Consider the following 26,063-nt stretch of genomic DNA (forward strand, 5'->3'; position numbering starts at 1 on the left):
CGGTCGAGGCGGCTCCTCCGAGGCTAGGGCGGAGGCCGAGGCGCACGATTGCCGATTCCTGCGCGGTAGTCGCCTTTTCTGGCAGGATCTGCCACAGTCGGCCGTATGGACGACATCGATGCGCGCATTCTCGACGAGCTGCAGCGGGACGGCCGGCTCAGCAACCAGGACCTCGCCGACCGGGTGGGGCTCTCTCCCTCACCCTGCCTCCGACGGGTGCGCCGACTCGAGGAGGTCGGCGTCCTCACCGGGTACCGCGCCGTCGTCGACCCCCGCGCCGTGGGTCTCGCGATCACCGCTTTCGTGCGCCTCCGGCTCGAGAGCCACAGCCCCGAGATCGTGGCGCGGGTCGAGGCGGCCATCCGCGAGATCCCGCATGTGACCGAGGCGTACCTCATGGCCGGCGACAGCGACTTCCTCCTCAAGGTCGCCGTCGAGGACCTCGAGAGCTACGAGACGCTGGTCCGCACCCGGATCCGGATGATCCCCGCGCTCGCCTCGATCGAGACGTCCTTCGCCTACGGAGTGACCAAGCCGCAGTCGCCCCTCCCCGCGCGCAGGTGACCGCGGCGCCGTCCCCCGATCAGGTCCAGGCGTCGATCGAGAGGCTCCCGCCGGCTCGGCCGCGGACCGCTGCGGCGGTCGACTCCCTCACCCGATCGGCGGACACCGGGAAGCCGGGAGTCGAGAAGATCCATCCCATCGTCTCGTCGTCGCTCAGGCCCGCGGGCACCTCTCCGTAGTAGGCCTTGCCGTAGACGGGGGTGCCCGGTTCGCTGCGCCAACTGTCGGCGAGCCCGCCGATGTCCACGGCGTCGTAGCCGAGGTCGTCGAGCAGTGCGACGACCTCGGCCTTGGCGGAGGCGTCGTCGCCCGCGATCGGCATGCCGCTGCGGTCCGGCGCTCCCGACGGGCGGGCCAGGGCGGCGAGCTGGCTCGAGACGATGTTGCCGGCCGCCTTCACGACCCTCGAGCCGGCGAGGTGGCGCTGCAGCAGTTCGCTGGAGGTCACCTCGTTGCCGTCGAGCTCCGCGATGCGGCCGTCGCGTTCGGGGTAGTAGTTCAGCGTGTCGATCACGGTCTTGCCGGCCAGCTGCGCCGCCGGGAGGGTCTCGTACGCACCGAACGGGATGCTCACCACCACGAGGTCCCCGGACTCGGCGGCTTCGACGGGAGTCGCTGCTCGGGCGCGAGGCCCGAGCTCCGCGACGAGGTCGGCGAGCGATCCGGGGCCGCGGGAATTGCTCAGGACGACGTCGATGCCTGCTGCGACGGCGTGGCGGGCCAGGATCCCGCCGATGGTGCCGCTGCCGATGAAGCCGAGTGTCGTGGTCATGGGGTCTCCTCGTGTCTGCTGGGGAAGCGGACCGATCGCGACGAGAAGTCGTAAACGGACCGCACGGTCATTTTGCATACCGTAGCAGCAAGGTGACCGCTCGGTCATTTTGCGTAGACTGATCCCATGAGCAGTGGACCCTCCGCGACCGCGTCACCCCGTCCGATGCGAGCCGATGCCGTGCGGACCCGCGCGGCTCTGCTGAAGGCCGCCGCGGACGTGTTCGCCGATCGCGGCGCGGACGGCTCCATCGCCGAGATCGCGGCGCGGGCGGGCATCGGGAAGGGCACCGTCTTCCGCCACTTCCCGACGAAGGAGGACCTGCTCGCCGCGATCATCGGCGAGGAGATGGAGGAGCTGGCGGAGGTCGGTCGCGGGCAGGCGGAGCACGCCGATCCCGATGCCGCCCTGCTGCAGTTCATGAGCGCCGGCGTGGACCTCTACGCGACCAGGTCCCGAGCCTTCGTGCAGGCTCTCGGGACCATGCCCGATCGTCAGCACCCGGAGACCCGAGTCCGGTGGGAACAGCTGATCGGAGCGGCGGAGGTGCTCACGCGTCGAGCGCAGCGCGAGGGGTCGCTCCGACCCGACCTGAACGGCGAGGACGTCATGCTGCTGATCTGCGGCGTGTACTACACGGCGGCGCCCCTGCTGGACTCCGATCCGTCGGCCTGGCGGCGGTACCTGCAGCTCACCTTCGACGGGATGCGCGCCCGGGAGGCCGGGCCGCTGCGCCCCGTGGGCAGCGAGGGAGAGGACCCTTCAGGACCACCCTCCCCACCCTGGCCGTGACGGGCGTCACCGGCGTCCTCGGCGGCTCCGTCGCCCGCGCGCTCGCCGCCGACGGCGTCGCCCAGCGGCTGCTCGCCCGCACCCCCGAGAAGGCCCCGCAGCTGGCGGACTCCACCGTCCATCCCTCAGCTGCACCGACCGGCCCGCCTCGATCGAGGCGTTCACCGGCGTGGAGGCCCTGCTCATGGTGTCGGCGTCCGAGAGCGCCGACCGCCTCGACCAGCACCGCACCTTCGTCGACGCCGCGGCCGCCGCCGGCGACCGGCACGTCGCCTCCACGTCCTTCATCACTGCCGCCCCCGACGCGGTCTTCACCTTCGCGCGCGATCACGGGGCGACGGAGGAGCACATCCGGGCGTCCGGCGTGGCGTGGACGTTCCTGAGGGACAGCTTCTCCATCGACTTCATGGAGGCGCTGGTGGGCGAGGACGGAGTGATCCGCGGCCCCGGAGGCGACGGCCGCGTCGCGATCGTGTCGCGCGCCGATGTGGCCCGCACCGCGGTGGCCGTGCTGCGCGACCCCTCCGCGCACGCCGGACGCACCTACGACCTCACCGGCCCCGAGGCGCTGAGTTTCGCGGACATCGCCGCCACGATCGCCCGAGTCCGCGGCCGCGAGGTCTCGTTCCGCGACGAGAGCCTCGAGGAGGCGTACGCCTCGCGGGCCGTCTACGGTGCCCCCGACTGGCAGATCGACGCCTGGGTGAGCGCCTGCACCGCCGTCGCGAGCGTTGGCATGGCCTCGGTCAGCGACGCCGTCGAGTCCGTGAGCGGAGCCGCTCCTCAGTCCCTCGAGGCCTACCTGGCGTCGACGCCGCGCTGATCCGGGCCGACGGCGTCCGTGCCGGATCCGTGCGGGAGCCTGTGGTGCCGCGGCGAGGAGTCGACCGAGTGCTCGGCCTGGAAGATCGCGTCCGAGACGAGGCGGCGGGCGTGCTCGTCGACGAGGCGGTAGAAGACGCGGGTGCCGTCGTGCCGGGTGGTGACCATGCGCGCCAGGCGCAGCTTCGCGAGGTGCTGCGACACGGCGGTGGGCGCCTTGTCGACGAGGCCGGCGAGCCCGGTGACCGAGCGCTCGCCGTCGCGCAGCGCGAGGATGATGCGGACGCGGGTGGCGTCGGCGAGCATCGCGAACACCTCGACGGCGAGTTCGACGTACTGGATGTCGTGGTCGGCCGGGGCGCGGTCTTCGTCCATGCGCCGATCCTGCCATGCGCCCGAGCGGCGGTCCTTCCGTGGGAGGAGGGGACCCTCCCGCACTCACCCGACTCCTGCACATCATCGAACCTGCGTGAGTATGCAGGTATAGAGTGGCGACTCCCGACGTCAGGAGTCGTCCCGTGCTGTCCGTCCTGCGCTCCCGCGCCTACCGCTCGCTGTTCGCCGCGCAGGTGATCGCGCTGATCGGCACCGGCCTGCTCACCGTCGCGCTGGGCCTGCTCGCCTACGACGTCGCGGGCGCGCGGGCGGGCGCCGTCCTCGGCACCGCGCTGACGATCAAGATGCTCGCGTACGTCGGCGTCGCTCCGGTGATCGCGGCGCTCGTGCACCGCCTGCCGAAGAAGGCCGTCCTCGTCGGCGCCGACCTGGTGCGGGCGGGAGTCGCTCTGTCGCTGCCGTTCCTGACGGAGATCTGGCAGATCTACGTCCTCGTGTTCCTCCTGCAGGCCGCGTCGGCGACATTCACGCCCGCCTTCCAGTCGCTCATCCCGGTGGTGCTGCCGGACGAGCGCGAGTACACGAAGGCGCTGTCGCTGTCGCGTCTCGCCTACGACCTCGAGGCGTTGGTCAGCCCGATCCTGGCCGCGATCCTCCTGACGGTGATCAGCTACCACTCCCTCTTCCTCGGAACCGTGATCGGGTTCCTCTGCTCCGCGATCCTCGTCGTGACGACCCCGCTGGGGGGCCGGCGCGAGGTCGCTGCCCCCGGCACCCTGTGGCAGCGCACCACCGCGGGGGTGCGCGTGTTCCTCCGCACCCCGTCGCTGCGGTTCCTGATGGGCCTGAACCTCACGGTCGGCGCCGCTACCGCACTCGTGCTCGTCAACACCGTCGTCTACGCCCGCGACGTGTTCGCGCTCGAGGACTCCAGCCTCGCCCTCGCGCTCGCCTGCTACGGCGGCGGCTCCCTCCTCGTCGCTCTCACGATTCCGCGGCTGATCGAGCGATGGGACGACCGGCGGGTCATGCTCGCCGGCAGCGTCCTCGCGATCTCCGGCCTCGCGCTCGCCGTCGCCGTGACGATCGCGTCCGCGAGCCGGCCGGGCGCCTGGTGGCTGCTGCTCGGGACCTGGGCGATCCTCGGCGCCGGGAACTCGCTGATGGGCACCCCGTCGTCGCGGCTGCTGATGCGGGCGGCGACGGAGGAGAACCGCAGCGCGATCTACACCGCGCAGTTCTCCCTCTCCCACGCCTGCTTCCTGCTCACCTATCCGCTCGCCGGCTGGATCGGCGCGGAGAGCCTCACCGCCGCGGCGATCGCGCTGCTCGCCCTCGCGCTCCTCGGCGCCGTCGTGGCTCGCCGAGCCTGGCCCGCGCAGCAGTCGGCCGAGCGGGCCGCCGCGCCGCAGCCCGCCGCGGCAGGAGGCCGGTCGTGACCGCCGAGCGGACGGCGAGGCGCGGAGGGCGAGCGGTGCGCGCTCCACTGGCCCTGCCGACGCTCCTGCCGGGCGTCATTCTCGCTGACGACCCTCCCCCCGGAGCCTGCTCACGAGGAGGCGCAGCTCCGAGTCGTGTATCCGCTTCCACTCCGAGACCTCCGGAGCCGCGAGCGGGTCGCCGTCCGCGCCGGCCGAGACGTACTGCAGCAGGGCGACGTCGACGAGGGTCGCGAACACGTCGTCATCAGCCTCGGTGGAGCGGCCGGCGACTCCGATCGTCGCGGAGCAGTCGATGCCCGGACCCGAGAGGGTGAGGGACCGCAGCTGGATCGGCCCCGAGGTCGTGCGCCTCGCGTGATCGGTCTTCGTGTGAGTGACGGTGATGACGACCCCGCCGACCGTTCGCTGCATGTGCCGCTCCTTCGCCTTCAGGCTCACGGGGAGTGAGGTGTCGACGCCCTCGGTGCCGGAACGGCCCGTTCTCGAGAGCCGAGGGGTGGGGAGTCCGTAGCGAACCTAGGGTGGACGCCATGGACACGACCCCGCCACCCCCGGACGAGTCGCGCGCTCAGGCGGAGCGCGCGCTGCGCGCCATCCGGAACGTGGACGACGGAGCCGACCCGGGTGCCGAGGCCTTCGCCCTCTCGAACGACTTCACCGATCGGCAGCTCGAGCGGCTCCGCGGGCTGTGGCGGCGCCGGGGGCGTCGCGGGAAGCCCGACCGCTCGAGTTGAACGGAGCACGCGGGTCGAGTGCCGGCCCCGCGTCACTCCTCCGGATCGACCACGAGCGCGGTGCCGCCGCCGCGACGCTCGGGTTCGGCGACCGCGGTCATCCGCCCCGAGGAGTCGACCTCGATCGCGGCGACGGCTCCGATCTCGGCGGCCGAGGTGAACGAGTCGCCCGAGGGGGTCAGCTGCTGGCCGAAGGGCGCCAGGTCGTCGGCGTACGCCTCGATGAAGCCGGGCTCGGCGGTGGTCGCCGCCGTGTTGCGCTGCGAGGCCCGGGGAGCGGCCACCGCCTCCGGGAGGGTCATACCGAGGTCGATGCGGTTGACCAGCGTCTGGAGCACCGTCGTGATGATCGTCGATCCGCCCGGCGAGCCGACGACGAACTTCACCTCGCCGTCGTCGAGCACGATGGTCGGCGACATCGACGAGCGCGGGCGCTTGCCCGGCTCGATCCGGTTCGGATCGCCGTCGACGAAGACGGGGGAGAAGTCGGTGAGCTCGTTGTTGAGGAGGAAGCCGCGTCCGGGGACCGTCATGGCCGAGCCGCCGGTCTGCTCGATCGTCAGCGTGTAGGAGGCGGCGTTGCCCCACTTGTCGACGACGGAGAGGTGGGTGGTGGAGATGTTCTCGGTGTCGGCCTGCTCCTCGGAGAGGGCGGTCGCGCATCCGGAGCCGTCGATCGCGCCGGGAGCGACCGGGCGGACGGAGGCGGTCGTCGGGTCGATCGTGCAGTCCCGGGCGTCCGCGAACTCCTGGCTGAGCAGCGTGTCGGTGGGCACGTCGGTGAAGGCGGGGTCGCCGACGTAGGCGCCGCGATCAGCGAACGCGCGGGCCGACGCTTCGAGGTAGAGGTGCAGGGCACCGCCCGTGCTCTCGGCTCCGAGGTCGTGGTTCTCGAGGATGTTCAGCGCCTCGCCGACCGCGATGCCGCCGGAGGAGGAGGGCGCCATGCCGTAGACGTCGAGTCCGCGGTAGGAGACGCGGGTGGGCGCCTGCTCGAGGACGGAGTAGTCGGCGAGGTCGGCGGCGGTGAGCGAGCCGGCCGGAGCGGGCAGTGCGGAGTCGGGGGCGACGCGGGGGTTCTGGACCGTGTCGGCGATCTCGGCGGCCAGCGGTCCCTCGTAGAACGCGCTCGGACCCTGCGCCGCGATGCGGGTCAGCGTCTTCGCGAGGTCGAGGTTGCGGAAGGTGCTGCCGACCTTCGGGGCGTCGCCGCCGGGGAGGAACAGCTCCGCGGTGTCGGGGAACGCCTGGAACCGCTCGAGGTTGTCGAGCGTCTGGTTGCGGAAGGTCTCGTCGACCGGGAAGCCCTTGGCGGCCAGCGCGATGGACGGCGCGAGCACGACCGGGAGCGGCAGGGTGCCGAACCGTTCAACCGCGGTGTCCCAGGTCGCGACGGTGCCCGGGACTCCGACCGCGACACCCGACGAGACGAGGTCGGGAGTGAAGGTGTACGGCGCGCCCGTCGCCGGGTCGAGGAAGGCGTCGGGCGTGATGCCCGCCGGCGTGGTCTCGCGTCCGTCGATCGTGCTCACCTCGCCCGAGGCGGCGTCGAAGTAGACGAAGTAGCCGCCGCCGCCGATTCCGGCGCTGTAGGGCTCGGTCACGCCGAGGGCGGAGGCGGTCGCGACCGCGGCGTCGGCGGCGTTGCCGCCGCGCTTGAGCACCTCGAGTCCCGCGCGGCTCGCGCGGGCGTCGACCGACGAGACGGCACCGCCGTAGCCGACCGAGGTCGAGGGCGAGACGACCGGCCCGCCGAGGGCATCGCGGACGTCCCCGAGCGACGGCAGCCCGTCCCGCGGGAAGACCGGCCTGTCGAGAGCGGACGCCGGTGCGGCACCCGCCGCTCCGAGTGAGACGACCGCGACCAGCGCGAGCGCGATCCGGCGGAGACGGGGTGTCGTGTCCATGGCGTTCCTCCGGTGGAACTCGGTGGTGCGTGGCGGGTTCCCCCAACCTAGGGGGGTACGGGCGCACGGGCTAGGGGGCGGTCGGGTCTCGACGTGGCTGTCCTCCCGCAGGGGCGGTGTCTCGGCCGGTCCTGTCCGCAGCTTCGGCTGCAGGAGTAAGGCCGGACGCGGTGGATCGCCGGACCTCGCCGGGATCGACGCGTTCAGCCTTACTTCTGCGGGCCGGACCGTTCGCACCCGAGGTTGAGACGGGCCGCGCGGGCCTCCTCCGGATCAGCGCCGCCTCCTGACCTCGGTTGCAGACGACACCCCTCTGCGGAACGCACCGCCGATCCCGACCCGACACCGTCGGCAACGCCCTCCGTCACCCTGGATCCGTGCAGCCGAGCGATCCGGTCCAGCCGTTCCGCCCCTCGACCCCTGACTCCGGGATCGACGATCTCCGAGGTCGCCTGCGAGACCGGACGACGTCGTCGACCTGGCGCTGCGACAGCGGGCCATTCGCGGGCGGCCGCAGCATCGGTGGCCGATCCCGCCCCGCGTCCGCCTGCGCGGATCGACGAGCGGCGACAGAGCACGTGAACGACTCCATCCGCTCCGGCCCGCGGTCCGAGTCGCCACCGTGCCTGAGGCGACTCGGACCCGGGGAAGGGGCCTCGGCATTCCGTTCTCCGGGACGCGCGAGGTCCGCTCGTGCCGCGGCGGTCCGCCGTTCCGAGGTGGCCGATCCCGCCGCGCCGTCCTCAGAAGGAGACGCCCTTCACGCGATCCCAGTTGAAGGTGGACGGGGCACCCTCGACAGGGGTGAGCCTCTGCGTCACGCGGAAAGGCAGCACCTCAACGGGGATCGTGCCCCCGAGTTCCCCCTGCCCGAGCGTGCGACTGACGACGTAGGCATCCAATTTCACGACGCTGATCACGTTCCCGGATGCCGTGTCCGTCGTCGTCATCTCGAACGTGAGCGCACCGTCCTCGAGGATCTGCGGAATCCGCGCACTGGGCGCATCGATCGTCAGCGGAACGTTTCTCATGTCGAGACGCCCGGAACTGAGGCTCAACGCGAAACAGTCGCCCCCGGCTGTCAGCGGATACGGTCGCGGCGACCCCAGGGCACCGGGCCTGGTGACCGTGATGGTTCGCGCCTGACCGGTGCTGGGGGAGCACACACCGTCCGTGTCTCTCGTGGTGACGGGTGCCGATGTGTCGGGGCCGCCCGGATCGACCTTGACCAGTTCGGTCGTGGATCCCTGTGCCGTCAGGGTCATGCGCGTCCAGGCGAGCTCGATGTACGTGCTGCCGTCACCGGCGGTGCTGATGTTCATCGCCACCGTAGTCAGGTCGCCGAACGTGTAGATCGCCGTTCCGGCCGGCCGGTCGCAGGGGGCTGTCGAGGCACGGCACGCGGGTGATCCGGCCGACTGCGCCCCGAGCTGAACGCGGACACTCTCCATCGCTCGATTCTCGAGCATGTCCTGCTGCAATCGGGTGGCGATCGGGCCCGCCTCGAGGGCCATGAACAGGGAGGACCAACTCGTCGGACCGGACTGGACGCCGGAGGTGGAGACCGCAGTCTCACGGGTCGACTGCAGGCAGAACGCCTGCCCGTCCAGGTAGACCGGTGCTGCGCCCGGATCGAAGGTGACGGCGACGAGGGGGGCGGTCTCGACCGTGCATCCCTCCGGGAAGTTCCTCGTGGCGTCCGCCGTCGTCTCGGCACCACCGGAAGGGCCTGCGGGACCAGCCGGGCCGGTGTCTCCCTGCTCGCCCTTGTCGCCCTTCTCGCCCTTCTCGCCCTGCGGTCCGGTCTCGCCCTGGACACCCTGCAGGCCCTGCAGCCCCTGGGGGCCGACGAGACCCTCGATGCCCTGCTCGCCAGGAGCGGCGATCTGCACCCAGGCGTCCTGTCCGGATCCCGGAGCGACACCGGTGCTGTCCGCGATCGCGACGAAGGCTCCACCCGCATAGGCGACGACGCTGGACGGGGGTCCCACCTCGTACAGCCTGGATCCGCTCCACGGCGTGATGGTCGACCACGCAGCGGCGCCGTCCGTTCCCGCCGCACCCTGTGCACCGGTGGGGCCGGTCGCACCGTCTGCTCCGGTCGCACCCCGGGGTCCTGCCTCGCCCCGGGGTCCGGTGGCCCCCTGGGGTCCCGTCTCGCCCTGCACGCCCGTGGCTCCCTGAGGCCCGGTGTCACCCTGGGGTCCCGCTTCGCCCTGCGCGCCGGTGGCTCCCTGCGGCCCGGTCGCACCCGTGGCTCCGGTGGCTCCCTTCGCCCCCGCGGCGCCCGTGGCTCCGGTGGCTCCCTTCGCCCCCGCGGCGCCCGTGGCTCCGGTGGCTCCCTTCGCCCCCGCGGCTCCCTTCGCCCCGGTGGCTCCCTTCGCTCCGGTGGCCCCCTTGAACCCTCGCGGCCCCGTGTACCCTCGCGGACCGGTGGCTCCGCGGGGGCCGGGCACGCCGGTGGCCGCGGTCGCAGCGGCACCCGTCGTGCTGCTGCTCGAGAGTGCGGACACGGCGTTCACCGAAGAGCCGTGGTCGGCTCCGACGGTCCAGCCGAGCGCGATCTCGGAGGTCTGCTCGCAGCTCGAGGGTGCCTCGACGGCGCGCAGTCCGCCGGTCGCGGAGCTGTAGCAGCCGACCTGACTCGCCTCGGCCGGCTCCTGCACCGCCAGAACGCTGCCAGCTGCCAGCGCGATCACCGCAGCGCCCGTGAGGACCCGAGCGAGCCGGGGGTACCGCCAGGAGGAAAAGGGCAGCTGCAAGGGAGTTCTCACCTTCGAGGGATCTGTCGCGTCACCGTGATGTGGACGCACCAGGGCCAGGAAGGTCGGAGCGAATTCCCGCTCCCATCGTAGAAGTCGACGCGAGCAACAGAATGGCCCCCGAACAGGGCGAGTTCGAGGGCTGAGGTCAGCAGCTCCTGATCGACGGCACCGAGCGTGGCGTCGCCGTGGTCGAGGACCGTGCCGGCGAACTGCTGGATGGTTCGGGCCATGCCGGTGAGGAGTGCTCCTACTTCGATGGCGGCGCAGAGGGAAAGGAGAGCGCATCCACCGTGCGCCCTCCTTTCCCTCTGTCACGGGAGACCGGTGCAATCAGATATTGGAGTGATTCCGCCGGCCTCGATCGAGAAGCCCGACTATCTCGTGCAGTCGGAATTGCTGATCGGATTCTTCCCGGAATTGGAGCAGGTCGCGATATTGCCCCAGGTCGACCAGTCCGACGGATTGTGCAGATAGACGGGATAAACGGGGGAATTCGCGACGTGATTCGCCGTGACGAGGTTCTTGTTGCCCGATCCGTCCGCGCGCGTGATCACCTGCACTCCGTACATCCGAGGATTCGACAAGGTGTTCCCGGCGGTCGTCCATCCGTTACCGGAGACCATCGTCAGCGACAGCACGTCGGTCGAGATGCGCGAGCCGCGGGCGACGACGTTGCCGATGATCATCCCGTCCCACGTCCCCTCCTTCGCCTCGATGGGCTCGGCGCCCGTGTCGCGGATGACGTTGTCGATCACCAGGTTGCGGTTCGACTTGTCCGGGGCGCAGCCGTTGTACTCGCACCAGTTGCGGTCGGAGGTGCCGACGTAGACGCCCTCGCCGTACTTCGCGGTGACCAGTCCGGTGCGGCTGATCGTCGAGCCGACGATGAGCGAGTCGACGGTCTGGTTGCGCAGGTGCACACCCTCGTAGCCGATCTCGGAGACCGTCAGGTCCGCGATCCGGACCTGCGAGCTCGCGAGGACGTGCACGCCCTGGAACGCGTTCCTCACCGAGAAGCCGACGAGGTGCACGTTGTGCACGTCCCTGAGGGTCAGGGCGATGCCGGAGCGCGTGCTGCCGGTGGAGAGCACGGCGTTCGGGGAGCCGCACAGCCAGACACCCGCGGCGCTGTCCGGGATCGAGCGCAGATCGAAGGCGCCGGTGTACAGACCGTCCGCCATGCGGATGACCTGCCCGGGGCGGGCGCCGACGAGGGCGCTGTTCAACTCCGAGGCGGTGCGCACGGTCTTCGTCGGAGTCGGGCAGTCCGAGGCGGCCTGCAGCGCGGCCCGCGTGCTCATCTGCTCGCCGGTGACGGTGGTCGGCGCGGTCACGGTGGACCTGCGGCCGTCGCTGTCTCGCGCGGTGATCCAGTAGGAGTAGGCCACTCCGAGCGCCGCGTCCTCGTCGCGGTACTGGCGGACCGGATCGGCGACCGTCGCGATCGTCTCGTCGCCGGAGCCCGAGCCGGAGGAGCGGTGCACGTCGTAGGAGACGACGTCGGAGGAGAACGGCGCGTTCCAGCCGAGGACGTAGCCGTCCACGAGGGGGAACGCCTGCACTCCTCCGACGGCCAGGCCGTCGCCCGCCAGCTCGAACGCGTCGATGATCAGGTTCTTGTCGCTGGACGCCCAGTTCTTCCGCCCGGTGTAGGCGATCTTGACCGTGTGGACCGTGTCGGCCAGGTCCGAGCGCTCGAACACCGGCACCTGGTACTTCGTGGTGGAGCTGTAGCGGTCGACGGAGGCGACGACCTTGCCGTCGATGGACACATCCGCGATCCCGGAGGTGGGGGTGGTGCGACTGAGCCAGCGGAAGGAGGTGCCGGCGAAGGTGAACTGCACGCTGCCGGCGCCGTTCAGGTACTCGATGGTCCCTCCGCTATCACCGCCGGTCATGGTGCGCCAGTCGCCGGAGTAGTCGAGCTTCCAGTGGCTGCCCTCGACGCGGAGCGGGTCGGTGCCGCTGGGGGTGAAGTCGGCCGTGGGAGTCGGAGTGGGCGGCGCCGTCGGAGTCGAGGTCGGGCGCGGGGTGGCGGTCGGAGTCGCCGTCGGTGTCGCGGTCGGAGTGGCCGTCGCGGTCGGCGTGGGGGAGGGGCTCGGCTCCGTCGGCGAGGCCTCCCTGCCGAGCTCGAACGCGTCGATGATCAGATTCGCATCGGTCGCCGCGGGGTTCTTCTCGCCCGTGTAGGCGATCTTCACGGTGTGCACCTGGTCCGGGAGCCCGATCCTGGTGAGGACCGGCACCTGGTACTGGGTCGACGACGAGTACCGGTCGACCTCGGTCAGGAGCTTGCCGTCGAGGTAGACGTTCGCGATCCCCGAGGTCACGCCCGTGCGGCTGATCCATCGGAAGGCGGTTCCGGTGAACTTGAACTGCACCCATCCCTCGCTGTTGAGGTACTTGATACCGCCGCCGCTGTCACCGCCCGACATGTCGCGCCAGGAACCCGAATAGGTGAGGTCGGCACTGCTTTCCTGCACCCTTATCGGGGTGGTCGGCGTGGGTTGGAGAATCGCCGCGGAAGCCGGCTGCGCTACTCCGCCGACGGTCAGAAGAGAGACCAGTGCGACGGTGAGAGCGCCGAATCGGAATCGGCGAGAAGACGCGGCAGTGGGGGCTGCGCGCGCAGAGGACGAGAAAGGCAAGAGAACTCCGCAGGGTCTCGAGGAAAGGGGATTGCCTCGAATCTACGTAGCCTTTATCGTCCTCTCTCCGATCGGAGCATTAATCGGGTTAGCCCTCCCCCAGATGGGCCGCACCCTCACCGGAAGCGAACCGAACGGCCTCACGCCCGTCCGGTCCCGTCCGCCCTCCGCCCTCACGGACGGAGAGGGGGCGAACCGGCGCGCCGAGCAGCACCCTCGGTCGCTGACGGCTCACAGATCCAGCAGCAGGAGCACCACCAGGTGCCCCACCACGATCACCGTGACCACCACCGCGACCGTCGCGATCACCCGCACGCCCCGTCGATCCTCCGCGCTCATCCGCTCAGTCAACCGCACACCGCTCAGGAAGCACGCGTCCCCCTCCCGGGGCGCACGGCTATCGTGCGGGGATGCCCACGAGCGATGAGACCTGGACCCTGGCCGACCACGACGTCCCGCTGTACCGCAGCGGAGAGGGCGAGCGCGCCCTCATCCTGATCCACGAGGTGTGGGGAGTGGACGGGCACATCCGCTCGGTCGCCGACCGGTACGCGGCCGAGGGGTTCCGCGTCGTCGCCCCCGAGCTGCTCGCCGACAGCGGCCTGCTCGAGCAGCTCGACACCGAGCAGCGGGCCGACTACGACCACCCCGTGCGGCGGCTGCCGCGGCAGGTCGAGCTGCGCACCTTCTTCGCGCCCGTGTTCACTCCCGAGCACGCGGCACGGAGCGTCGCGATCCTCCGCGCGCTCGTCACGCGCCTGCTGAGCGAGGACGGCGTGACGAGCGTCTCGGTCACCGGCTTCTGCTACGGCGGCACGTTCAGCTGGGCGCTGGCGCTCGCCGAGCGGCGACTCGCGGCGGCCGTCCCCTTCTACGGGCACGTCACGGCGTCCGACGAGGAGCTCGCGGCCCTCGAGGTCGGCGTGCTGGCCTTCGTCGGCGATCAGGACGCGCCGCTCGTCGAGCAGGTGCCCCGGATCCGCGAGGCGACGGCCGGGGAGGACGTCGAGGTGGTCGTCTACCCGGGCGCGGGCCACGCCTTCTTCAACGACTCGAACGAGGGCACCTACGTCCCGGAGGCGGCGGCCGACTCGTGGACGCGGGCGCTCGCGTTCCTCCGGGCCCGCGCGATCTAGGGCCTGGTGAACACGATCTCGCGTGCTCCGCTCGTCCTGATCGCACGATCTGCGGCGTCGGGAAACTCGACCACTGCCCGCAGTGGCCTTCGCTTCCCTCCATGCAGCTCGCACGATCAGGCCGTGCTCGCGACGGCGATCTCGTGTTCAACAGCCCCTAGGGGCCGGTGGGCACACCGGTCCTCAGCGGCGCGACCGCGTCGGCAGCAGACCCCGCTGCGCCGCGAGGACTCCCGCCTGGAACCGGCTCTCGGCGCCGAGCAGCTCGAACAGCACGGCGATGTGGCGGCGGCAGGTCCGCACGCTCATCCCGAGCCGCGCAGCGAGCGCGTCGTCCGTCAGACCCGAGGCGAGGCCGGCCAGCACCGAGCGCTGCACGGCGCTGAGAGGCACGTCCGGATCGACGGGGCTCGCGCTGAACGGGACGGCGAACTCCCACGCGGCGTCGAAGACGCGGGCGAGGGCCGATGCCAGATCCGGCGAGCGGACGACGAGGGCGGCGCGGTCGTCGTCGTCGCGGCCCCGCGAGACGACGGCGAGCGAGCGGTCGAAGACGACGAGGCGGAACGGCACGAGTGGCAGGGTGCGGAACTCGGCTCCCAGCGGCTCGAGCTGCTCGACGGAGCGCCTGGTGGCCGCGTGGTCGCGCCGGCGCTCGTGGTACAGGGTGCGGCGGAAGACTCCGCGGGCGAGGATCTCGCGGTCGGTCCCGTCGCTCGCGTCGTGCCGCTCGACGCTGCTCGTGCCCGGCGCGGCGATGAGGATCTCGCGGGTGGCGGTGCGCCCGAGATCCAGCAGGAGTCGCAGGACCGTCGCGGGGTCCTCGACCACCTCGATGTGCTCGGTGCCCGCGACGTCGCGCTGCGCACTGCGGTAGGCGGGCACGAGGGCCATCAGCTCGTTGCGGCGGCGCGAGATCGCGGCCTGGAGCTCGAGCACGCGGCGCTCGTCGTCGTCGACCAGCTCGGCCAGCGCGGTGTCGGGCGACGCGGTCCCGAAGGCCGATCCGCCCTCGTGCAGCGGGCGGAGCAGGCGGCTGCCGAGCAGCTCCTCGCGCGCCGACTCCAGGTCGCGGATCGCGAGCCCGAGCTCGTCGGACGCGCCCTCGAGGGTCCAGTCGCTGCGGACGCAGGCGTGCAGGTAGAGGGCGATCGCGTTCTCGCTCAGCACCGGTCGGCCCCCGTTCTCCCGCCTCGACGAGTCTAGGAGGGCGCTCGGCCGCGTCACCGCCGGGCGACCGCCGCGAGGACGGCCAGCTCGAGGGCGACCGCGGCTGCGACGACCGCGATCGCGACGGGGCCGACGACCGCGATCAACGGAGTGAGGGCCGCCAGCGCGAGGAACGGAGACAGCAGCCCGATCAGCACGCCAGCCCGTCGGGCCGCCGGGCGGGAGCGGACGAAGGGCACGACCGCGAGGCACAGGGCGGCGGCGGCGGCGATCACCACGGCGAGCAGAGCCACGGGAGACGTGCCCGGGACGACGAGCAGCACGGCGAGGGCGGCCCACGCGACGGAGCCGACTACGGCGGTCGGGCGCACGTGCGCGGCGGGGGAGCGGGTTCCGGTGACGGTCACGGTCATGGTGCGGTCCTCTCGGCGGGTGGTCCACCGGACCTCGCGGCCGGCGGTACTCCGAGACTCCGGCACCCGCACCGGTGCCGCCAGATCAGGCACTGGGCGCGGCAGCATGCTGACACGACCGGTATCCCCTACGCCCCGCAGAGCGGGAGTTCCGAGGGTGCCGAGGGTCGCGGCAGGATCCGGACACGGCAGCGTCCTGCCGCGCGTTCCGCTCACGCCGCCTCGGTCACCCGGCCCCCCTTCAGGTGCAGTCGCCGCTGAGCGCGGCGGGCCACGGCGGAGTCGTGCGTCACGATCACGAGCGTCAGCCCGCGCTCGGTCCAGAGCGTCTCGAGCAGGGTCATGATGTCGTCGCGGGTGTCCTCGTCGAGGGCGCCGGTCGGCTCGTCGGCGAGCAGCACCCGGGGCCTCTTGACCAGGGCGCGGGCGATCGCGACCCGCTGCTGCTGCCCGCCCGACAGCTGGGCCGGGAGGTGCTCGCCGCGGTCGGCGAGTCCGACGGAGGCGAGGGCCTCGCGGGAGCGCTGCGTCCGCTCGGCGGCGGGCATCCGCTGCGGCGCGAGAGCCGTCTCGACGTTCTCGAGGGCGGTCAGCGTCGGGATCAGGTTGAAGCTCTGGAACACGATCCCCACCTCCGTCGCCCGCACCGCGGCGAGCCGGCGATCGCCGACGGACGAGATCTCGTGCTCGCCGAGGACGACCGTGCCCGAGGTGGGCCGGTCGAGCGCGCCGAGCATCTGCAGCAGCGTCGACTTGCCGCCGCCCGTCGGCCCCTGGATCGCGACCATCTGGCTGTCGGGGATGGTGAGGGTGACGTCCTTGAGCGCGGTGACCGCGGTCTGCGCGCCGGAGTAGCTCTTGGTGACGTTCGTGAGGGTGTACATGTCGTCCTTCGAGTAGGAGAGGGGTGTGGAGGTGGTCGGGTCAGCCGACCGAGCGGAGCGCCGCGGCGGGGCGCAGGCGCGCGGCCCGCCAGCCGCCGATCGTGCCGGCGAGCAGTCCGCCGAGGACCGCGAGGCCGACGGCGAGGAGGATCACCGGGATCGTGACCGGGAGCGAGAGCGCGACCTCCGTCGCCGTGGCCGCCACCGGCGCACCCGGCCCGAACCCTCCTCCGGGGCCGCCCGCGGACGTCGAGGCGGAGGCGCCCGACAGGGTGGGCGCGACGGCGTTCACGATCGCGATGCCGAGGAGGCCGATCGCGATGCCGGCGGCGCCTCCGATCAGGCCCTGCACGACCGACTCGCCCGCGACCTGCCGCACGACGCGGCCGTTCGACCAGCCGATCGCCTTCAGGGTGCCGAACTCGCGGGTGCGGCGGGTGACGCCCGAGATCGTGAAGAGCGTGGCGATCAGGAACGCGGCGGCCAGGACCAGCAGCGAGAGCCAGGTGCCGAGGTCCGCGACGAGGTCGCCGGCCGTCGAGAGCGACCCCGAGACGGAGGAGGCGAGGTCGGCCTGTGTCGCGACCGTGCTGTCGGGCAGGGCGGTCTCGAGGTCCGCCTGGATCCCCGCGATGTCCTCGGAGGACGCGGCCTGGACGTAGACGGAGGAGATCATCCCGGTCTCGCCCGAGAGCGTCTGCGCGACGTCGAGCGGGATGTAGGTGTCGGAGGCGGTGCTCGCGTCGGGGGAGTCGGTCGTGACGACGCCGATCACGGTGAACGCGGTGCCGCCGATCTCGACGGTCGAGCCGACGGACAGGGCGGCCGTGGTGGCGTAGGAGGAGTCGAGCACGACGACGTCCTGCCCGGCGTCCGCCGCGGTGAAGGTGCGCCCGTCGGTGAGGACGACGTCGGCGAGCGGGCCGATCGCGCTGCCCGCCGGGTCGAGGCCGAGCACCGAGAACGAGTCGACGCCGAAGGAGGAGCCGCCGGCCGGGGCCCCTGGGCTCGGAGCCGCTCCGGGCGCCGCGGCCTGCGACCGGTCCGGCATCTCGCCGCTGAAGGTGGTGCTGGTCAGCGAGAGCACGCCGATCGCCGTCTGCACGCCGTCGACCCCGAGGGCCGTGTCGACCGCCGAGGCGTCGAACGCGGTGGTCCCGCGATCGACCTCCAAGCGCGACTGGCTGACCGAGGTGGTGCCGCCGTCGGTGGTGCCGTCGTCCCCGCCGAAGTCGAACCGCTGGCCGCCCGCCCCGCCCTCGGTCGGCGCGGCCGCGGCCTGCGTCACGGTGATGTCGGTGCCGACCCCGTAGACGGAGCCGAGGACGGACGCCTGCGCGTTCCGGACCCCCGCGGCGAACGAGGTGACGAGGATCACGAGGGCGATCGCGAGCGCGAGACCCGCGGCGACGACGACCGTCTGCCGTCGCCGGTTGATGAGCTCCCTGCGGAGGTAGGTGGTGAACATCGTGTCCTTCCGGTCGAGGTGGGGAGGCCCCGGCACGGGGCGCTCGGCGGAGTCGTCCGCGCGATGCCCGACCGTAGGGACGGCACTTCTGCGTGGCGCATCGAGGAGCTGTGGGCAGTCCATGAGGCGCGGCCCCGTCGTGTCCCGCTCCGCACGCCTCCGACAGAGGGGCGCGCTTCTGCGCCAGGTCGGTCGGCCCGGTCAGGGGCCACCCGGTCGAGGGTGACGGTGCAGTCGACAACGCGGTGGGTGTCGATGACGGGCGCGGCGGCCCGGAACTGCGCGGATTCCTCCGCTCACGACGGGCAGGAGGGTCCCAGGCAACTCTCAGCCGAAGTGGAGTCGAGGATTCGTCGCACGGGACGGAGGCGTGGATCGCGCCGCGGTCCCGTCCCTACCTTTCCCGTACAGGCGTGAGGTGGATCACCGCACAGCCGCCCTCCGACCTCACTCCCACCTCCTCGAAAGGGAACACGTGCCCGAGAACTCACTCTCCCGCCGCAGTCTCACCACGTCCGCCGTCTGGAGCGTCCCCGTCGTCGCGGCGGCCGTCGCCGCCCCGATGGCCGCCGCCTCCGTCGCCAACGCGACGCTCGCGTGGAGCGGCAACGCCTCGAACCTGGCGACGCTGAACCTTCTCGATACCGGCGGCACGGTGACCGCCACGGCGCTGATCACCCGTCCGACTCAGTTCACCCTCACGAACGGCGACGGTGCCATCTCGGGCGAGACCGGAACGGTGACGATCATCGTTCAACGACCGGCCGGCATCAACATCCCCGTTGGAAGGGCTCGCGGCTTCGGAGTCAGCCAGTACAACGGCGTCGCGACCACATCGGGGGCGCGCACCGCCGTTTATCAGAGGGCGGCCATCACCAACCTCGCGTACGGATTCCCGCTCACCTCGTTCACGACGACGCAGCCGATCACCATCGCGTCGAACGGCACTCTGACTGTGCCCGTCGTGTTCGGTCTGGCCGGCTTCAGCGACCTGCTCGCCATCAGCGCTGTCGCGACCTTCCCGGTGACCCTCTCCGTCGTCGTCGCGGGCAGGACCCTGTCGGCGACGAGCACCATCACCGTGCCCGTCGGCGCTGGCGTCCTCTGACCCCACGACCGCGGAAGCGCCAGGACCTCCTCGGGGTCCTGGCGCTTCGTCGTTCCCGGAGTGGTCCGTCCACCGCCGAGGACTTCCCGTCACCGCTCGCCCGGTCCTAGGCTCGCGCTCAACCGGAACGAGCCGACGGAGGCGCCGATCATGACTGCGACACGCGAGAGCACGACCGCACCGCCGGAGCTGAAGCGGGTCCTCGGACCCAAGCTCCTCCTCCTGTTCGTCGTCGGGGACATCCTCGGCACCGGCATCTACGCCCTCACCGGGCAGGTCGCCGCCGAGGTGGGCGGAGCGGCCTGGCTGCCGTTCCTGATCGCCTTCGTCGTCGCCACCCTCACCGCCTGCTCGTACCTCGAGCTCGTGACCAAGTTCCCGCAGGCGGCCGGAGCGGCGCTCTACGCCCACAAGGCGTTCGGGATCCATTTCGTCACGTTCCTGGTCTGCTTCACGGTGATGGCGAGCGGCATCACCTCGGCGTCCGCCGCCTCCGGAGCGTTCGCGAGCAACTTCGCCATCGGCTTCGGCCTGGGCGAGGGGGCCGGCGTCAAGATCACGATCGCGCTCGTCTTCATGGTGCTGATCGCCCTGGTGAACCTGCGCGGGGTCGCCGAGAGCGTGGGCCTGAACGTGGTCCTGACCCTGATCGAGCTCTCGGGCCTGCTGCTCGTGATCTTCGTCTGCTTCTTCGCCGTGTTCGGCGGGCAGGCCGACTTCTCGCGGGTCGTCGCGTTCGAGACGTCGGGCGACAAGTCGCTGCTGCTGGCGGTCAGCGCGGCGACGTCGCTCGCGTTCTTCGCGATGGTCGGCTTCGAGGACTCGGTGAACATGGCGGAGGAGACCAAGGAGCCCAGCCGCATCTTCCCGAAGGTGATGCTCACGGGGCTCGGCATCACCGCGGTGGTCTACATCCTCGTCTCGACCCTCGCGGTCGCGATCGTGCCGGTCGGCGAGCTGGCCGGCAACGACACTCCGCTCGTCACGGTCGTCGAGACCGCCGCGCCCGACTTCCCGATCTCGACGCTGCTGCCGTTCATCTCGCTGTTCGCGGTCGCCAACAGCGCGCTGATCAACATGATGATGGCGAGCCGCCTGCTCTACGGCATGAGCAAGCAGGGCGTGCTGCCGCCGTTCCTGAAGAACGTGCTGCCGGGGCGTCGGACGCCGTGGGCGGCGATCCTCTTCACCACCGTCATCGCGCTGCTGCTCACCGCGTACGTGTCGCGCGACCCGCAGAACCCCATCGCGGTCCTGCTCGGCGGCACCACGTCGCTCCTGCTCCTCGCGGTCTTCGCCGTGGTGAACGTCTCGGTCCTCGTGCTGCGGCGGCAGCCGGTGGACCACCAGCACTTCCGGACGCCCACGGTGCTGCCGGTGCTGGGCGCGATCGCGTGCGTCTACCTGGTGCTGCCGATCACCTCCGGGCGCGACATCGCGCAGTACGAGATCGCGGCGGTGCTCCTCGTGATCGGCGTGCTGCTCTGGTTCGCGACCTTCGTCGACCGGCGGGTCCGCGGCTATGCGCGCTCGGCGGCGGTGGAGGAGCCCGAGCAGCCGGCGGATGCGCACAGCGACCGCATCGACCGCCCATAGCGTCCTCATAGGCTTCTCCCGATACTGGGAGTCATGCCCGCTCCCTCGAAGCACCTCGCCCCCGCGCAGCGCACCCGCCTCACGCGCGCCGACGGATCCCCGATCCGCGTCCTCGTCGTCGACGACGAGAGCACCCTCACCGACCTGCTGCAGATGGCGCTGCGCTACGAGGGCTGGGAGGTGCGCACCGCGGCCGAGGGCCGCTCGGCGATCACGATCGCCCGCGAGTTCCGCCCCGACGTGATCGTGCTCGACGTGATGCTGCCCGACATCGACGGACTGCAGGTCCTGCAGCGGGTGCGCGCCGACGGCAGCCAGACCCCCGTGCTCTTCCTCACCGCGAAGGACGCGCTCGACGACCGCATCGCGGGACTCACCGCGGGCGGCGACGACTACGTCACCAAGCCCTTCTCGCTCGAGGAGCTCGTGGCCCGGATGCGCGGCCTCATCCGCCGCAGCACCCTGCTCGCGAACGACGTCGACGACCCGCGCGTGATCGTCGGCGACCTGGTGCTCGACGAGGACAGCCACGAGGTGCGCCGCGGAGACACCGAGATCGAGCTCACCGCGACCGAGTTCGAGCTGCTGCGCTTCCTGATGCGGAACCCCCGCCGGGTGCTGAGCAAGGCGCAGATCCTCGACCGGGTCTGGTCCTACGACTTCGGCGGCAAGTCGAGCGTGGTCGAGATCTACATCTCCTACCTGCGCAAGAAGATCGACGCCGGACGCGCGCCGATGATCCACACGGTGCGCGGCGCCGGCTACCTGTTGAAGCCCGCCGACTAGTGGCGCGGCCCGGCTTCGGCGACTTCGCGACCCGCTCGGCGCTGCGCGGCTCCCGCTCCCGATCTCGCCGCTCCGGCGGGCGCGCGCCGTGGACTCTCCGGCGCCGGATGGTCCTCGCCGTCGTCCTGATGGTCGCGATCACCGCGGGGGTCGTCGGCGCCGTCAGCGTGCTGTCGCTGCGCGGGATCCTCTACGAGAGCACCGACGCGCAGCTCGGCCAGTCGCTGGATCGGCTGGAGGAGTTCGACGGCCCCGGGCAGTTCGCCGGGCCCTCGGCGATCGAACGCGCCACGACCTGCCCGACCGGCTCGTTCGGCGGCCCGAACCAGAACCTCAGCACGATCACGGCCGTGCAGAACGCCGACGGCTCGTTCGTCGGCGCCTACATCGATGCGGACGGAGACTGCCGCGAGTTCGCGGAGCAGCCGGACTCGGTGCTCGCGCAGTCGATCGCCGCAGGCGGGGCCGAGACGACGGTCGATCTGGGCGGCGTCCTCGGGGAGTACCGCACGCGGGCGGCCGTCGTGGACGGCTCCGTGGTCGTCGTCGGCGTGCCGCTGGGCGAGACGACGCAGGTGCTGAGCTCGCTGACCGGAGTGGTGATCGCGATCACGCTGCTCGCGATGCTGCTCGTCGCGCTGATCGCGACCGCGATCATCCGGGTCGCCCTGCGGCCGCTGGACCGGGTGGAGGCGACGGCCACGCGCGTCGCCGAGCTGCCGCTCGAGCGCGGCCAGGTCGAGCTGGTCGAGCGGGTCCCGGAGGAGGACGCCGACACCCGCACCGAGGTCGGCCGGGTGGGCGCCGCCTTCAACCGGATGCTCGACCACGTCACCGGGGCGCTGCAGGCCCGCGAGGCGAGCGAGAACAAGGTGCGGCAGTTCGTCGCCGACGCCTCGCACGAGCTGCGCACGCCCCTCGCCGCGATCCGCGGCTACGCCGAGCTGCCCCGCCGCTCCGGATCGGAGCTGCCCGAGACGGCCGCCCACTCCCTCGACCGCATCGAGTCGGCCGCCACCCGCATGACCTCGCTCGTCGAGGACCTCCTGCTCCTCGCCCGGCTCGACGAGGGCCGCGACCTCGAGAAGGAACCGGTGGACCTGACGATGCTGCTGATCGAGGCGGTCTCGGACGCGCACGTCGCCGGCCCCGACCACGACTGGGACCTCGACCTGCCGGAGGAGCCGGTCGAGATCCGCGGCGACGGCTTCCGACTGCACCAGGTCGTCGCGAACCTGCTGCGGAACGCGTCGGTGCACACGCCCGCCGGCACCCGGGTGGTGGCGGCGCTCGCCGAGGAGCGCGACCCCGCCGGCCGGCCGATCGCGGTCGTGACGGTCACCGACTCCGGCCCGGGCATCGCGCCGGAGCTCGTGCCCGTGCTGTTCGAGCGCTTCGCCCGCGGCGACTCCTCGCGCGCCCGCACGACCGGCTCGACCGGCCTCGGCCTCGCGATCGTGGCCGCGGTCGTCGACGCCCACGGCGGACGCGTGCTGGTCGACTCGGAGCCCGGCCGCACCGCGTTCCGCGTCGAGCTGCCGGCCGGCTGACGCCCGTCTAGACCGACACCCCGATGCGGCGCCGGGCGTCGTCGAGCGTCCGCACGACCTGCACGACCTCGTCGAGCGGATGCAGCGGCGACTCCGTACGCCCCTCGGCCAGGTAGGTCGCCAGGTGCACGGCCTCCCAGGCCAGACCCTCGCCGTCGCGCAGCGGTGACTCGTCGAGCCAGGTGCCGGAGTCGTCCCCGCGCGTGAGCGTCACTCCGCCCGGTCGCCAGAAGGCCGGGTGCACGTCGATCCGGCCCTCGCTGCCCGCGACGCTCGCGGCCTGCAGGGTGTCGGCGAGCACGGTCGAGGTGGCGAGCGACTGCACGCCGCCCGCGTGGCGGCCGACGATCGTGGCGGTCGCGTCGACTCCGGTCTCGGTCAGCCCGCCCGACACGACGGTGCTCTGCGGGGTGCCGGCGACCATCGACACGAACGAGGACGCGTAGACGCCGACGTCGAGCAGCCCGCCGCCCGCCAGCGCGGGGTCGAAGATGCGGCTGGTCGGGTCGAACGGGAACGCCGCCCCGAAGTCGGCCGAGACCAGGGCGGGCGCGCCGACCGCGCCGTCCTCCATCAGGCGGCGCACGACGTCCATGTGCGGGAGGTAGCGCATCCACATCGCCTCCATGGCGAAGACGCCGGCGTCGCGCGCGGCGTGCACGATCATCTCGGCCTCGCCCGGAGTCGGCGCGAACGGCTTCTCGACCAGGATGTGCTTGCCCGCGGCGATGGCGAGCAGCGCCTGCCGGGCGTGCTCGGAGTGCGGGGACGCGATGTAGACGACGTCGACCTCGGGGTCGTTCACGACCGCCTCGTAGCCCGCGGAGGCCCTGGCGATGCCGAAGCGGTTCGCGAACTCCTGCGCGCGCTCGAGCGAGCGCGAGCCGACGGCCACGACCTCCTGGCGCGTGTGCTTTCGCAGCGCCGTGACGAAGCTCGTGGCGATGCCGCCCGGGGCCAGGATCCCCCACTTCAGAACGGGGGAGTCGAGGAGGGAGGGGAGACGGGGTTCCGGGAGCGTCAGTGCCATCCCTCCACGCTAGGGCCCGGGTGCGGGCGCGCGCGAGGGGTCGACGACGGAGGGGTCAGCGCCCGCGACGCAGCACCCGCTGCAGCAGCGGCACCGGCTCCCGCTCCGTCGGCTCCTCCACCTCGAGTCCGTAGAAGCGGCCGATGTCGCCGACGAACGCCGCACGCCGGGCCTTGTCGTAGGCGCGCAGCTCGCGGCGGAACGCGATCACCGTCGCGACGCACATCAGGATCATCACCACGCTGAACGGCAACGCCGACAGGATCGCCGCCGTCTGCAGGGCGTCGAGACCGCCCGCGATCAGCAGCGCGATCGCGAGCAGCGCCGTCGCGAGGGCGAAGAACACGCGGATCGGGTTCTTCGGCTCGACGGAGCCCCCGGTCGCGATCATGGCCATCACCAGGGCGCCGGAGTCGGCCGAGGTGACGAAGAAGACGCCGATCAGGAGGATCGCGCCGAACGTCACGACGACGCCTCCCGGCAGGTCCGCCAGCATCTGGAAGAGCGCGAGGTTCGAGTCGACGGAGCCGTCCGCTCCGACCAGTCCGCCCGAGCCGTACAGCTCGCGGTACAGGGCCGTGCCGCCGAGCACGCTGAACCAGAGGAACGTCATGATCGTCGGCACCAGGAGCACCCCGGCGACGAACTCCCGCACCGTGCGGCCCTTCGAGACGCGGGCGATGAAGATGCCCACGAACGGCGCCCACGACATCCACCAGCCCCAGTAGAACGTGGTCCAGCTCCCCTGCCACGCCTCGCCGTCCGCCCCCGCGAAGGCGCTGACGGTGAACGAGAGGCCGAGGAAGTTCTGCAGGTAGTTGCCGATCGACTGCACGAACTCGCGCAGGAGGAACTGGGTCGGGCCGGCGAACAGCACGAACAGCAGCAGGGCGCCCGCGAGGATCAGATTCCCGGTCGAGAGCCACTTCATGCCCCGGCCGACGCCGGAGACGAGCGAGAGGATCGTGAGGCCGATGACCACGGCGATCACGACGAGCTGGACGGTGAGCGAGGACTCGACGATCCCCACCGCCTCGAGCCCGGCCGAGATCTGCGTGACGCCGAGGCCGAGCGAGGTCGCGACTCCGAAGACCGTGCCGATCAGCGCGACCACGTCGATCGCGTTGCCCCAGCCTCCGCGCACGCGACGGCCCAGCAGCGGCTCGAGCGCCCAGCGGATCGAGACGGGGCGCCCTCGGCGGTGGATCGCGTAGGCGAGGGCGAGGCCGACCACGACGTAGATCGACCAGGCGTGCACGCCCCAGTGCAGGTAGGTCTGCGACAGGGCGCTCTGCGCGAGCTGCTGCTCGGTCCCCGTCACTCCGGGCCGCGGGTTCGAGAAGTGGTTCAGCGGCTCGGCGACGCCGTAGAAGACGAGGCCGATTCCCATGCCGGCGGCGAAGAGGAGGGAGATCCAGGCGAGCATCGAGAACTCGGGCTCGTCGTCGTCCTTGCCGAGCTTGATGTCGCCGAAGCGGCTGACGCCCATCCAGATCGCGAAGGCCACGAACGCGGCGGCGAGGAGCACGTAGTACCAGCTGAAGGTGTCGACCACCGTCGTCTGGAGGGAGGAGAACACCGCCGTCGCGGTGCCGGGTGCGAGCAGAGCGAAGGCGACGATCGCGAGGATCAGTGCGACGGCGGGCCAGAAGACCCAGGGCGCCAGGCGCTCCGTGGGCCGGGCGGAGCCGGTCGTGACCGGTGACTCGGACATGGTGGAACCCTCTCGTCGAAACGGACAAGGGTACACGGCGCCCTCCGGGGCCCCTCTAGGCTCGGCCCGTGACCTCCACCGCTCCTGCACCCCGCCGCCGCAACGTCCCCGGCGTGATCGCCTTCGTCCTCGCCGTGCTGCTGACCGTCACGCAGATCGTCCAGGTGTGCCTGACGACGATCGTGCCGGTGCTCGCCTACCGCAACGGGCTCGGCGCCACCGACATCGGAGCGGTGTTCGTGGTGATCGGGATCGGGCAGCTGATCCTCGCGGCGCTCACCGCGATCCTGGGCGTCGTCGGCGTCTCGCGCCGCGGACTCCCGAAGGTGCTGGCCGCGATCGCTCTCGGCGCCGGGGCCAACGGAGTGATCGTGCAGCTGTCGGCGCTGATCCTGCCTCCGCTGATCGGCGTCGGCCTCTCCTGAC

At 71.7% G+C, this 26,063-nt stretch carries 25 protein-coding genes; 12 read left to right on the forward strand and 13 right to left on the reverse strand.

The annotated features are described in order from the left end of the window. The first annotated feature begins 105 nt into the window (after positions 1 to 105). Positions 106 to 564 (forward strand): Lrp/AsnC family transcriptional regulator, encoded by a 459-nt coding sequence (locus tag ASF48_RS10600; protein ID WP_055790832.1) that lies wholly within the window; start codon positions 106 to 108, stop codon positions 562 to 564. A gap of 19 nt (positions 565 to 583) precedes the next feature. Here ASF48_RS10600 and ASF48_RS10605 read toward each other — a convergent pair whose 3' ends face one another. Further along, positions 584 to 1,336, reverse strand: a complete 753-nt coding sequence (locus ASF48_RS10605; protein WP_055790835.1) for an NADPH-dependent F420 reductase — start codon at positions 1,334 to 1,336, stop codon at positions 584 to 586. 126 nt (positions 1,337 to 1,462) lie between these two features. Here ASF48_RS10605 and ASF48_RS10610 point away from each other — a divergent pair, with 126 nt between their 5' ends. Both ASF48_RS10610 and ASF48_RS10615 read left to right on the forward strand, forming a co-directional pair. Continuing rightward, positions 1,463 to 2,128, forward strand: a complete 666-nt coding sequence (locus ASF48_RS10610) for a TetR/AcrR family transcriptional regulator (protein WP_055790838.1) — start codon at positions 1,463 to 1,465, stop codon at positions 2,126 to 2,128. A 169-nt stretch (positions 2,129 to 2,297) separates the two neighbouring features. Next, positions 2,298 to 2,951: an NAD(P)H-binding protein gene (locus ASF48_RS10615; RefSeq protein WP_327205442.1), complete on the forward strand. Its 654-nt coding sequence runs from the start codon at positions 2,298 to 2,300 to the stop codon at positions 2,949 to 2,951. On the opposite strand, the gene ASF48_RS10620 is transcribed toward ASF48_RS10615, so the two are convergent. Continuing rightward, positions 2,927 to 3,325 (reverse strand): ArsR/SmtB family transcription factor, encoded by a 399-nt coding sequence (locus ASF48_RS10620; protein ID WP_055790841.1) that lies wholly within the window; start codon positions 3,323 to 3,325, stop codon positions 2,927 to 2,929. The genes ASF48_RS10615 and ASF48_RS10620 overlap by 25 nt on opposite strands. A gap of 143 nt (positions 3,326 to 3,468) precedes the next feature. Here ASF48_RS10620 and ASF48_RS10625 point away from each other — a divergent pair, with 143 nt between their 5' ends. Then, positions 3,469 to 4,725 (forward strand): MFS transporter, encoded by a 1,257-nt coding sequence (locus tag ASF48_RS10625; RefSeq protein WP_055790845.1) that lies wholly within the window; start codon positions 3,469 to 3,471, stop codon positions 4,723 to 4,725. Positions 4,726 to 4,800: 75 nt separating this feature from the next. On the opposite strand, the gene ASF48_RS10630 is transcribed toward ASF48_RS10625, so the two are convergent. Then, complete coding sequence (locus ASF48_RS10630) at positions 4,801 to 5,139, reverse strand: hypothetical protein (protein ID WP_157603144.1); 339 nt, start codon at positions 5,137 to 5,139, stop codon at positions 4,801 to 4,803. Positions 5,140 to 5,258: 119 nt separating this feature from the next. On the opposite strand from ASF48_RS10630, the gene ASF48_RS10635 reads away from it, so the two are divergent. Next, positions 5,259 to 5,462, forward strand: coding sequence for a hypothetical protein (locus tag ASF48_RS10635; RefSeq protein WP_055790852.1), 204 nt, complete (start codon positions 5,259 to 5,261; stop codon positions 5,460 to 5,462). A gap of 32 nt (positions 5,463 to 5,494) precedes the next feature. Here the strand turns inward: ASF48_RS10635 and ggt are convergent, their stop codons facing one another. Both ggt and ASF48_RS20035 read right to left on the reverse strand, forming a co-directional pair. Next, positions 5,495 to 7,369 carry a gamma-glutamyltransferase gene (gene ggt, locus ASF48_RS10640; RefSeq protein WP_055790854.1) on the reverse strand — a complete coding sequence of 625 codons (1,875 nt, stop codon included), beginning with the start codon at positions 7,367 to 7,369 and terminating at the stop codon, positions 5,495 to 5,497. A gap of 743 nt (positions 7,370 to 8,112) precedes the next feature. Further along, entirely contained in the window at positions 8,113 to 9,261 is a 1,149-nt protein-coding gene (locus tag ASF48_RS20035) for a collagen-like protein (protein ID WP_055790857.1), read from the reverse strand. A gap of 541 nt (positions 9,262 to 9,802) precedes the next feature. On the opposite strand from ASF48_RS20035, the gene ASF48_RS19940 reads away from it, so the two are divergent. After that, positions 9,803 to 10,000, forward strand: a complete 198-nt coding sequence (locus tag ASF48_RS19940) for a hypothetical protein (RefSeq protein WP_235577242.1) — start codon at positions 9,803 to 9,805, stop codon at positions 9,998 to 10,000. Between the two features lie 139 nt (positions 10,001 to 10,139). Here ASF48_RS19940 and ASF48_RS19945 read toward each other — a convergent pair whose 3' ends face one another. Both ASF48_RS19945 and ASF48_RS10655 read right to left on the reverse strand, forming a co-directional pair. Further along, entirely contained in the window at positions 10,140 to 10,364 is a 225-nt protein-coding gene (locus ASF48_RS19945; RefSeq protein WP_055790860.1) for a hypothetical protein, read from the reverse strand. Between the two features lie 144 nt (positions 10,365 to 10,508). Continuing rightward, the gene (locus ASF48_RS10655) at positions 10,509 to 12,617 is read right to left on the reverse strand and encodes a right-handed parallel beta-helix repeat-containing protein (protein WP_157603145.1); all 2,109 of its coding nucleotides are present in this window, start codon (positions 12,615 to 12,617) and stop codon (positions 10,509 to 10,511) included. Between the two features lie 575 nt (positions 12,618 to 13,192). Between ASF48_RS10655 and ASF48_RS10660 the strand changes: the two genes are divergently transcribed. Further along, a complete protein-coding gene (locus ASF48_RS10660; RefSeq protein ID WP_055790866.1) occupies positions 13,193 to 13,918 on the forward strand; it encodes a dienelactone hydrolase family protein in 726 nt (241 codons plus the stop codon). Positions 13,919 to 14,101: 183 nt separating this feature from the next. On the opposite strand, the gene ASF48_RS10665 is transcribed toward ASF48_RS10660, so the two are convergent. The 4 genes from ASF48_RS10665 to ASF48_RS10680 form a co-directional block, all read right to left on the reverse strand. Then, positions 14,102 to 15,088, reverse strand: coding sequence for a helix-turn-helix domain-containing protein (locus ASF48_RS10665; RefSeq protein WP_055790869.1), 987 nt, complete (start codon positions 15,086 to 15,088; stop codon positions 14,102 to 14,104). Between the two features lie 53 nt (positions 15,089 to 15,141). Next, entirely contained in the window at positions 15,142 to 15,501 is a 360-nt protein-coding gene (locus ASF48_RS10670) for a hypothetical protein (protein ID WP_055790870.1), read from the reverse strand. A 212-nt stretch (positions 15,502 to 15,713) separates the two neighbouring features. Then, on the reverse strand, positions 15,714 to 16,385 hold the full coding sequence (locus ASF48_RS10675) for an ABC transporter ATP-binding protein (RefSeq protein WP_055790873.1): 672 nt from the start codon (positions 16,383 to 16,385) through the stop codon (positions 15,714 to 15,716). A gap of 40 nt (positions 16,386 to 16,425) precedes the next feature. Then, complete coding sequence (locus ASF48_RS10680) at positions 16,426 to 17,853, reverse strand: ABC transporter permease (protein ID WP_055790876.1); 1,428 nt, start codon at positions 17,851 to 17,853, stop codon at positions 16,426 to 16,428. A gap of 475 nt (positions 17,854 to 18,328) precedes the next feature. On the opposite strand from ASF48_RS10680, the gene ASF48_RS10685 reads away from it, so the two are divergent. The 4 genes from ASF48_RS10685 to ASF48_RS10700 all read left to right on the forward strand — a co-directional run bounded on the left by ASF48_RS10685 (position 18,329) and on the right by ASF48_RS10700 (position 22,893). Next, positions 18,329 to 18,961: a hypothetical protein gene (locus ASF48_RS10685; protein WP_055790879.1), complete on the forward strand. Its 633-nt coding sequence runs from the start codon at positions 18,329 to 18,331 to the stop codon at positions 18,959 to 18,961. Positions 18,962 to 19,111: 150 nt separating this feature from the next. Then, positions 19,112 to 20,557, forward strand: coding sequence for an APC family permease (locus ASF48_RS10690; protein WP_055790882.1), 1,446 nt, complete (start codon positions 19,112 to 19,114; stop codon positions 20,555 to 20,557). Between the two features lie 33 nt (positions 20,558 to 20,590). After that, entirely contained in the window at positions 20,591 to 21,343 is a 753-nt protein-coding gene (locus ASF48_RS10695; RefSeq protein WP_055790884.1) for a response regulator transcription factor, read from the forward strand. Positions 21,344 to 21,450: 107 nt separating this feature from the next. Continuing rightward, a complete protein-coding gene (locus tag ASF48_RS10700; protein ID WP_082481370.1) occupies positions 21,451 to 22,893 on the forward strand; it encodes a sensor histidine kinase in 1,443 nt (480 codons plus the stop codon). Between the two features lie 7 nt (positions 22,894 to 22,900). Here ASF48_RS10700 and ASF48_RS10705 read toward each other — a convergent pair whose 3' ends face one another. Both ASF48_RS10705 and ASF48_RS10710 read right to left on the reverse strand, forming a co-directional pair. Beyond that, positions 22,901 to 23,923, reverse strand: a complete 1,023-nt coding sequence (locus ASF48_RS10705) for a Gfo/Idh/MocA family protein (protein WP_055790887.1) — start codon at positions 23,921 to 23,923, stop codon at positions 22,901 to 22,903. Positions 23,924 to 23,978: 55 nt separating this feature from the next. Next, the gene (locus tag ASF48_RS10710) at positions 23,979 to 25,637 is read right to left on the reverse strand and encodes a BCCT family transporter (protein ID WP_055790890.1); all 1,659 of its coding nucleotides are present in this window, start codon (positions 25,635 to 25,637) and stop codon (positions 23,979 to 23,981) included. Positions 25,638 to 25,705: 68 nt separating this feature from the next. Between ASF48_RS10710 and ASF48_RS10715 the strand changes: the two genes are divergently transcribed. Further along, the gene (locus ASF48_RS10715) at positions 25,706 to 26,062 is read left to right on the forward strand and encodes a hypothetical protein (RefSeq protein WP_055790893.1); all 357 of its coding nucleotides are present in this window, start codon (positions 25,706 to 25,708) and stop codon (positions 26,060 to 26,062) included. Position 26,063: the final 1 nt, after the last annotated feature.

Source organism: Rathayibacter sp. Leaf299 (assembly GCF_001423055.1).
In the GTDB taxonomy this organism is placed as follows: Bacteria; Actinomycetota; Actinomycetes; order Actinomycetales; family Microbacteriaceae; genus Rathayibacter; species Rathayibacter caricis.